Origin of the sequence: Mesorhizobium sp. M4B.F.Ca.ET.017.02.2.1 (genome assembly GCF_003998955.1) — a bacterium.
Taxonomy (GTDB): domain Bacteria; phylum Pseudomonadota; class Alphaproteobacteria; order Rhizobiales; family Rhizobiaceae; genus Mesorhizobium; species Mesorhizobium abyssinicae.
In genome coordinates, this window is sequence record NZ_RZOF01000283.1 from 1 (window position 1) to 8,266 (window position 8,266).

Annotated in this window: 10 protein-coding genes and 1 pseudogene; 6 read left to right on the top strand and 5 right to left on the bottom strand. The window is 64.8% G+C overall.

What is annotated here, in order from left to right; all coding sequences use genetic code 11:
• Positions 1–376: pseudogene (locus EN738_RS26020) on the bottom strand (response regulator); the annotation flags it as partial.
• A gap of 231 nt (positions 377–607) precedes the next feature.
• On the opposite strand from EN738_RS26020, the gene EN738_RS26025 reads away from it, so the two are divergent.
• Complete coding sequence (locus EN738_RS26025; protein ID WP_187331438.1) at positions 608–811, top strand: NepR family anti-sigma factor; 204 nt, start codon at positions 608–610, stop codon at positions 809–811.
• Between the two features lie 3 nt (positions 812–814).
• Positions 815–1,366 carry an RNA polymerase sigma factor gene (locus EN738_RS26030; RefSeq protein ID WP_126057999.1) on the top strand — a complete coding sequence of 184 codons (552 nt, stop codon included), beginning with the start codon at positions 815–817 and terminating at the stop codon, positions 1,364–1,366.
• 69 nt (positions 1,367–1,435) lie between these two features.
• On the opposite strand, the gene EN738_RS26035 is transcribed toward EN738_RS26030, so the two are convergent.
• A complete protein-coding gene (locus EN738_RS26035) occupies positions 1,436–1,807 on the bottom strand; it encodes a response regulator (protein WP_127286212.1) in 372 nt (123 codons plus the stop codon).
• 240 nt (positions 1,808–2,047) lie between these two features.
• Here EN738_RS26035 and EN738_RS26040 point away from each other — a divergent pair, with 240 nt between their 5' ends.
• Entirely contained in the window at positions 2,048–2,374 is a 327-nt protein-coding gene (locus tag EN738_RS26040) for a DUF883 family protein (protein ID WP_127286206.1), read from the top strand.
• Positions 2,375–2,383: 9 nt separating this feature from the next.
• Positions 2,384–2,839, top strand: a complete 456-nt coding sequence (locus tag EN738_RS26045; protein WP_127286207.1) for a hypothetical protein — start codon at positions 2,384–2,386, stop codon at positions 2,837–2,839.
• Between the two features lie 46 nt (positions 2,840–2,885).
• Here EN738_RS26045 and EN738_RS26050 read toward each other — a convergent pair whose 3' ends face one another.
• Positions 2,886–4,412 (bottom strand): HWE histidine kinase domain-containing protein, encoded by a 1,527-nt coding sequence (locus EN738_RS26050; protein WP_127286208.1) that lies wholly within the window; start codon positions 4,410–4,412, stop codon positions 2,886–2,888.
• Between the two features lie 151 nt (positions 4,413–4,563).
• Between EN738_RS26050 and EN738_RS35700 the strand changes: the two genes are divergently transcribed.
• Positions 4,564–4,731, top strand: a complete 168-nt coding sequence (locus EN738_RS35700; protein WP_187331436.1) for a hypothetical protein — start codon at positions 4,564–4,566, stop codon at positions 4,729–4,731.
• Between the two features lie 58 nt (positions 4,732–4,789).
• On the opposite strand, the gene EN738_RS26060 is transcribed toward EN738_RS35700, so the two are convergent.
• Positions 4,790–5,710: a diacylglycerol kinase family protein gene (locus EN738_RS26060; protein WP_127286209.1), complete on the bottom strand. Its 921-nt coding sequence runs from the start codon at positions 5,708–5,710 to the stop codon at positions 4,790–4,792.
• A gap of 251 nt (positions 5,711–5,961) precedes the next feature.
• Here EN738_RS26060 and EN738_RS26065 point away from each other — a divergent pair, with 251 nt between their 5' ends.
• The gene (locus EN738_RS26065) at positions 5,962–7,278 is read left to right on the top strand and encodes a PRC-barrel domain-containing protein (protein WP_127286210.1); all 1,317 of its coding nucleotides are present in this window, start codon (positions 5,962–5,964) and stop codon (positions 7,276–7,278) included.
• 80 nt (positions 7,279–7,358) lie between these two features.
• On the opposite strand, the gene EN738_RS26070 is transcribed toward EN738_RS26065, so the two are convergent.
• Positions 7,359–8,266: sulfatase/phosphatase domain-containing protein (locus tag EN738_RS26070; RefSeq protein WP_127286211.1), on the bottom strand; the 908-nt coding region annotated here is incomplete at its 5' end.

The following is an 8,266-nucleotide window of genomic DNA, read 5'->3' on the forward strand; positions in this document are numbered from 1 at the left end:
GGTCGGAGAATTCCTGTTCGTCGGCATCCAGGACCTCGGCCGCCTCGTCTTCGCTGAAGCCTTCGACCGCAACCAGAAGGAAGGCCTGGCGCGGGCGAGGGGCGATCGCGTTCAGATTGGCGGCCGCGCGCTGCTCCCATGCCGATTGCGCATGTTCCTGCGGAACGCGAATGGCGATCGAGGTGAAGAGCCGCGCGAAAACCTTGTACAGCGCGATGCGGTCGTTCGATGCCTGGGGGAAAATATCGACATCGGCGATGATGGCTTCGAGCATCGCGGCGACCAGCGCATCGCCGCTCTCCTGCGATCCGGAAACCGCGCGCGAGAAGCGGCGCAGGAACGGAAGGTGCGGCGTGATGGTGGCGGACAGGCTCATGTTGGACGTCTCCCTCAGATGACGCAATTGCATCAGGTGGCTATTGCATAGGTGGCTGGCCAAGCTGATTGCAAGCCCCGAGGAGCCAAACGCCGGCTTGCCGAAAAAGTTCCGGTTGCGATGGAACTAATATAAGGGGACGACGTTTGAGATCGGGATGGGCAACCAGATGAGGGGGCCGCTTTGCGTTGTATGTTAGGGGCGGCCAGGGTGCTGGAAATAAAGGGCGAAATGAAGGACATGACGAAAGACACTTCGGCCGGCGCCGCGGGCCGGCGTCGGGTTGTTTCCGGCGACCCCTTGGGGCCAAACTCGGAAATCGGCCGCAAACTCAAGCAATATTACGATGAATTGGTCTCCGACCACGTGCCGGACCGCTTCGCCCAACTGCTCAGCGAGCTTGAGCAGGCCGAGCCCGCGCGGAAAAAGGACTGAGGCATGGCGGCCGTCTCGCAGAGCTTCAAGACCGACCTGCTCGGCTCGATCCCGAGTCTGCGCGCCTTTGCCGTGTCGCTGACGCAGAACGCCGACAAGGCCGACGACCTGGTGCAGGAAACGCTGGTCAAGGCCTGGGACAAGCATGAGAGCTTCCAGCCGGGCACCAATCTCAAGGCCTGGCTGTTCACCATCCTGCGCAACGAGTTCTACTCGCAGATGCGCAAGCGCGGCCGCGAGGTGCAGGACAGCGACGGCATCATGACGGCGAGGCTCGCCGTCCATCCGGCCCAGCACGGCCAACTCGATCTCAAAGACTTTCGCGGCGCACTCGAACAGTTGCCGGAGGATCAGCGCGAAGCCATCATCCTGATCGGCGCGTCGGGCTTTTCCTACGAGGAGGCGGCCGAAATCTGCGGCTGTGCCGTCGGGACGATCAAGAGCCGAGTCAGCCGCGCCCGCGCCAGGCTGCAGGAGATCCTGAAAATCTCGGGCGAAGACGAGTACGGCCCGGACGCGATCTCGGCGCAAGTGACGGGGTCGAACGCCGCCTGACTATCCGGCCGCCTACCGCTCTATCCCTGTTTGACGAATTCCGGACTGAAAAACCGTGGCGTTGCTTGCTCAGGCGAGCGGTCCGCGGCCGCAGGCCGCCGCCACCGCTTCGACGAGGTCCTCGCCGGAGAAGGGTTTGCTGACCAGCCGGATCTCCGGAAAGGCCGTCTTCAATTCGTCCACCTCGGAGTGGCCGGAGGCGAAGATGAAGGGCAGGCCCGATTCGCGCAGCCGCGAGGCGAAGCCGAGGGTAGAGGTGCCGCTCAGCATCAGGTCGACGATGGCGGCATCGAATTGCGCGGCCACGTGCTCCGGCTCGATCTCCGCAAGGTCGCCGGCAACAACCACCTCGCCGGCGCCATAGTCGCGGCACAACTGTTCGACGTCGGCGGCGATCAGGAATTCGTCCTCGAGGACGAGAATCCGCAATCCGTCAAGCAATGGCACCTAGCGAAGTCTCCTTGCGGTAATGTCTTCCGGAAGAGGCAGTCATGAGCGCTATCGGGCGAGCTGTCATTTAAAAAGTTGTGTCGGAGCGCCGATGAAGTTTTGATGAGACAGGAAGGCGCGGTTCGGATAGGGCGCCGCGGCGCCGAAGCGCTTCGCCAAGTCCCCTTTTTTTGGCGCGGAACCTTGCCGTATGTTGGACGTTGAAAGCAAGCAAACGCAAGGAGTTAAGCTATGGCGACCGCCGCAGGAAAATCCGCGACAGACGGCCGGACGAGTCCCGACCTCGAAGCCGACATCAGGCAACTGAAGGCCGACATCGAAAAACTGACCAAGCAGTTGGCCAAGACCGGCGAGCACGGCTACGGAACGGCGCGGCGGGCGGCCACCGAGGGCGTCGAACAACTGCGCGCCCAGGGCGAGGCCGCCTTCGAAGGGTTGCGCGGCAATGCTAGGGATATCGAGGCGCAGATCGTTGCCAATGTGCGCGAAAAGCCGGTGACCTCGCTGGCGATCGCGGCGGGCGTCGGCTTCCTGTTCGCGCTTCTGGCGCGGCGCTAGTCCCACCCGATGGCAATGCTGGCATCGCTGATTTCGGCTCTCGCCTCCGGCGAGGCCTTGGCGGCGCTTGGCCGCGCGCGGACCGCGGCGATCGTCTACATAATCGTCACGCTCGCAGTGATTTGCGGCGTCGGCTTTCTCATCGGCGCGGCTTACATCTGGATCGCCGGGCTTTATGGCCCGATGGCGGCCTCGTTGGGTTTCGGCGTCGGCTTCCTGGTGATCGCCGGATCGGTCCTCATCGTTTACCGGCTGTCGGCGGGCCTGCGCGCGCGGCGCCGGGCGCGACAGCGCAGTGCCGACATGAAGGCGCTCGGCATCACCGCCGCGCTCGCTGCCCTGCCCGTCCTGCTCAAGGGAAAGGGCGGGCTCGGCGCCGTTCTCGCCCCGGCGATCGCGCTCGCCGCCTACGCCATCTACCGCGAGAATGCCGGACCGGATCGTGACGCCGACGATGCGGACTAGAGCCGGGCGCGCGGCGTGAATCCGCTCCGACGCACCGTGCTATGGACTATTTCGGCAGATCCTCGAGCGGTATCGATATTTCGGCAAAGACGCCATCCGGGCGGAACTCGTGCTTCACCGCGCTGGAAATGATTTTGGCCAGGCTGCGGCGGATCAGGATCGAGCCGAAGCCGTGACGGTCCGGCGGCTCGACCTGCGGGCCGCCGGTTTCACGCCAGGTCAGCACCAGATGACGGGCACCCTTCCTGCCTTGCGTCTTCCAGCCGAGCTCGACCCTGCCGGTGGCGACCGACAGCGAGCCGTATTGCAGGGCATTGCTCGCCAGCTCATGCAGGATCAGGCCAAGTCCCACTGCCTGGTCGGGGGTCAGCAGCAGGTCTTCTCCGGTGATCGTCATGCGCGGCTGCGCGGCGCTGTCGAACGGCTTGGCTTCGATCTGCACCAGTTCGTGGATGCCGATGCCACGCCATTCCCGGTCGGACAGGAGATTGTGGGCGGCGCCCAGCGCCTGCAGCCTGGCGCCGAAGGCTTCCAGGAATTCGCTCGGCTGCCGGGCGTGGCGAACGGTCTGCGTCGCCAGCGCCTGCACCGTGGCCAGGGTGTTCTTGACGCGGTGGTTCAGCTCGCGCAGCAACAGGCGCTGGCGCTCGTCGCCGAGCTTGCGCTCGGTGATGTCGTAGTTGACGCCGAAGATCAGCGTCGGCTTGCCGTCACTGTCGCGTTCGATGACGCGGCCGCGGGTGGCGATCCAGCGCGGCGGGTAGATGCCCTTCACCCGGTATTCGCCGAAATAGTCGTCGCTGCCGGTCAGCGCGTCGCGAAAGCGCGTCTCGGTCTGATAGACGTCGCGCGGATCGATGGCCGCCAGTATGTCGCGCGCCTTCAGCCGGTTCGAGCGCGGCAGGTCGAAAAGTTCGGACAGCAGGACGTCGCATTCGATGATGTCGGTGCGGATGTCCCATGCCCAACTGGCGAGCGAGGCGGCGTCGAGGGCGATGGCGCGACGCTTTTCCTCCTGTGCCAGGGCCTCCTTTGCGATAGCGCCGCTGCGGGTGGCGTCCTTCAGCGTGAACAGGCTGGCGGCGAGTTCGGCCAGTGCCTTCAACTGGCCGAGCTGGACTGCGGACGGAAAGGCGTGCGGCTTGCGGTCCAGCACGCAGAGCGTGCCGATACGGGCGCCCGCCACGACCATCGGGACGCCGGCATAGAACTGGATCCGATGCTTGCCGCTGACTGCGGGACTGGCGGCGAAGCGCGGGTCCAGGGTCGCGTCGGTCACCACCATCGGCTCGTCGCCGGCGGCGATGGCATGTGCGCTGAAGGGCATTCCCGCGGTGGTTTCGGTTTCGTCGAGGCCAAGGCTCGACTTGAACCACTGGCGCTCGGCGTCGACCAGGGTGATCAGCGCGATCGGCGCCTGGAGCACAGCGGCGGCAAGAGCTGTGATGCGGTCGAAATCAGGATCGGGCGCCGTATCAAGCAGACCGTGAAGCACGGCAAGTCGATCCTGCGCCTTCACGACGCCAAGGACGTCGGCCGGCAGTCCCGGCGTTTTGCGAACCCTGCTATCCACCAAGCCCCCAAATGCCGCGTCCCGCTGCCAACGGCCGCGGTGCCGACCAATGCGTACGCCCCAGGCTCCGGAACCTTCGCGGCGAGGAACCGTTACCCGACCATATTCTGCCAGACGCGCCGGCCGGTGCCAAACGATACGGAGGCCGACCATGACCAAGATCATCCCCGAGGAGAAAGCCCGTCAGGGACGCTGGGGCGTCAACGTGCTCAAGATCCTTGTCGCAGGCCTGCTTCTGGCATTCGTCGCCTGGGGGGTCGCGGAGATTTATGGGGAAGTGATCAAGGCTCCGACCACCGAACAGGGGCCGAAGGGCTAGCGGTCGCGCCAATGTCGTTTCCCTATGCATCACGCCGCCTCCGCCCGTTCCCTATGCATCACGCCGCCTCCGCCCGTGCGATGCGAGACGGGACCAGCACCCTTAGCGCTCCGGGGTGAATTGCGATCTCGGTCTCGCGTTCGAGCTTGACCAGCTCACCATCCATGACGGCGCGGTATTTGCTGCTCGCGGCATGGATTTTCAGTCTCGCACTCTCCGCCTGATGGATTTCGACATGGGCGCTGTCGCGCCATTTGCCGCGCGCCATGTCGAAGAAGACCCTGACCAATTCGCCGCGCCTGCGCGCCACCGAGATGTAGATGCCGAGTACGCCGCCGGTGGGATTGTCGGCATAGGGCAGGTGACCTTCCCCGAACAGGTTGTTGGTGACGCCGATGCCGGTGGCTCGGGTTACGATTTCCGCCTCGCCGATGGTGAGCGTCGCCTTCAAGGCCGGCGGGTTTTTGATCGTCGCCCAGGCGGCACGCGCCGAGGCCCGCATCTTGCCGAGGCGTGAGCCAAATTCCATGCCCTCGCGCAGTTGCACCATCTTGGCGTGCAGGCCGATGGAGAATTGGTGCACGAAAGGCCGGCCATTGGCGCTCGCCATATCGACTTCTATCACCTCGCCATCGGCAAAGGATTTCAGCGCCGCATCCAAGGTCTGCGGAACGCCGAGCCCGCGGGCAAAGAGATTCATCGTGCCCGCCGGCAGGATGGCCAGTGCCGTCTTGCGGTTCATCAGCAGGCCGGCCGCGGTCGAAATGGTGCCGTCGCCGCCGCCGGCCAGTACGACGTCGATGCCGCGCCGCCGGACCGCCTTCTGCAAGGCCGCCGCAATGTCCTTGCCGGCAACGACATCGACGTCGATGGAATGGCCGGCCGCCTCCAGCGTCTGGCGCAGCCGGTCACAGAAGCCGGAAAGATCGGTGGTCCGCAAGGTGCCGCCGTCCCGGTTCAGCACCGCCGCAAATCGCATGCCCCGCTCCGTTTCGCTCACCGAGCCGCAGGGCTCAGCCGCAGGCTGAAACGGAATGCCCGGAGAAAGGTTCCAGGGTCCGCCGAAACACGGCAGCCGGGCCAGCAATTTCATGGGCTTGTCCGGAGCGGGAAGCCGCCTTTTTCGGAACAACGATCTGGTCACGACGTTGTGAATCTGTAGAAGCGCCGCGGCCGCTCTTCCAGCGACCCTGCGGTGTGCCCGAAAATCATGCACGAGGAGGAAGCATTATGATCCGCACCCTTTTTGCGACCACCGCGCTCGCCACGCTGATAGCAACCGGCGTCCAGGCGCAAACCGCAACGACGCCCGCGCCAGCCACGCAGAACGAAGCGCCGGCCGTTCCCGTGATGCGCGCCGAGGGCAGCCTCGCCACCAACATCATTGGCGAATCCGTCTATAACGGCACCGCCGACGATGCCCAGGATATTGGCAAGGTCAGCGATGTCGTCTTTGACGAGACCGGCAAGGCAAAATCCGCCATCATCGGCGTGGGCGGTTTCCTTGGCATAGGAGCCAAGGACGTCGCCTTCGACTATGACAAGCTGCAATGGGTCGAGAAGAACGGAGACCGCTGGCTTGTCGCGGAGACCACCAAGGAAGCCCTGACGGCGCTGCCGGACTTCGACAGGAAGCCCTATGATCCGGCACCGGCCACCCAGACCGACACGACAGCGCAGGCGCCGGCGACCACGACGGAAGGCACCGGTGCGCAGAAGCCTGTCGACATGAATGCCGCTTCGGCTGAGCCGGTGAAGAAGGCAGATGGCAACCTCGCCACCAACATCATCGGCGAGTCCGTCTACAACGGCACCGCCGACGATGCGCAGAACATCGGCGACGTCAACGACATCGTGCTCACCAAGGACGGCAAGGTCGAGGCGCTCGTCATCGGTGTTGGCGGCTTCCTCGGCATAGGCGAGAAGAACGTCGCCTTCGACTTCGCCAAGGCCAAGTGGGCCGAAAAGAACGGCGATCGCTGGCTGGTCGCCGAGACCACGAAGGAAGAGCTGCAGGCGCAGCCGGACTTCAACCGCAAGGCCTATGATCCGGCGCCGGCAACCACCGCGTCGGCTGAGGTGCCAAAGGCCGCCGCTCCAACCGCAACCGCTCCGGCGCCGGCCGAAAAGACGGCCGAGGCCCCGGCAGCGCCGCCAACCCCTGAAGCCAAGACCACCGACCCGACGCAGACCGCGGCGATCGACAAGTCGACGCTGACGGAGATGCCGGTCGGCGAGATCCGGGGTGACGACCTGAAAGGGACGACCGTCTACGGCGCCAACGATGTCCAGGTCGGCGAGATTGGCGATGTCGTGCTGACGCCCGAGAACAAGCCGGACGCGGTGATCGTCGATGTCGGCGGCTTCCTCGGCATCGGCGAAAAGGAAGTCGCTGTCGGCATGGACAACCTCAAATTCATGACCGACAAGGACGGCAAGAAATATCTCTACACCACCTTCACCAAGGAACAGCTCGAAGCGCAGGCCGCCTACGACAAGGGCAGCTACGCCGAGAAGCGTGACCAGCAGAGGATGAAGGTGCAGTAGGCAATAGGAGTTGGGTGGCAGTAGGCAGTAGGCAGTAGGCAGTAGGCAGTAGGCAGTAGGGAAATGAGCTTTTCTACTGCCTACTGCCTACTCACATATCCAGCCACGCCATTCTCCGTCAGCTCCGCCAGCGCCAGCGACTGGTCGAGATGCTCCGCCCGCCAGGCCAGCAGCCTTTCGGCAAACTGCAGCCGCACCGCGAGATAGGCGGGATCGTTGGCGACGTTGGTCAGCTCGCTCGGATCCTTCTTCAGATCGAACAGCAAGGGCGGCAGGCCGCCGCCGAAATGCACATATTTGAAGTCTTGCGAACGGATGACGGCGAGGTTGCACTGGCGCGAGCCGATGCCGAAGTGGCGCTCGGCCTCGCCATCGGCCACCGAGCGGAAATCGAATTCCCAATGCGCTGCGTCGCGCCAATCGCGCGGCGCAGCGCCTTCCAGGAACGGTTTCAGTGAGCGGCCGTCGAGATGCGGTGGCGGATCCTCGCCGAGGAGATCGAGCAGGGTCGGCAGGATATCGACGGCCTCGCTGAAGCAATCGACGCTGCCGCCGGCCGCCTGGCCAAGGCGCGGGTCGCGGATGATCAGCGGGATGTGGTAGCTGCCGTCGAAGAAGCCGCCCTTGCCGAGCATGAAATGGTCGCCCATCATCTCGGCGTGGTCGGAGGTCAGCACGATCACGGTCTCGTCCCAGGCTCCCGCCGCCTTGAGCGCCTGCCAAAGGCGTCCGAGTTGCGCGTCGACCTCGGAGATCATGCCGTAATAGATGGCGCGGATGGCGCGGATATTGTCCTCGCCCCAGTCGCGCACCTTGCCTTCGGCGCCGGGGCGGAAGTTCTGCCGCATCCGGCGGTCGAGATCGTAAGCGAGGTACGGGTGGCTTTCCGCCTCGGCCTGCCAGTTCCCGGCGCGACTGAAAGCGGGGCCGTCGGCCGGATCATACATGGCGTTGTAGGGCTCAGGCACGATGAAGGGCGGGTGCGGGC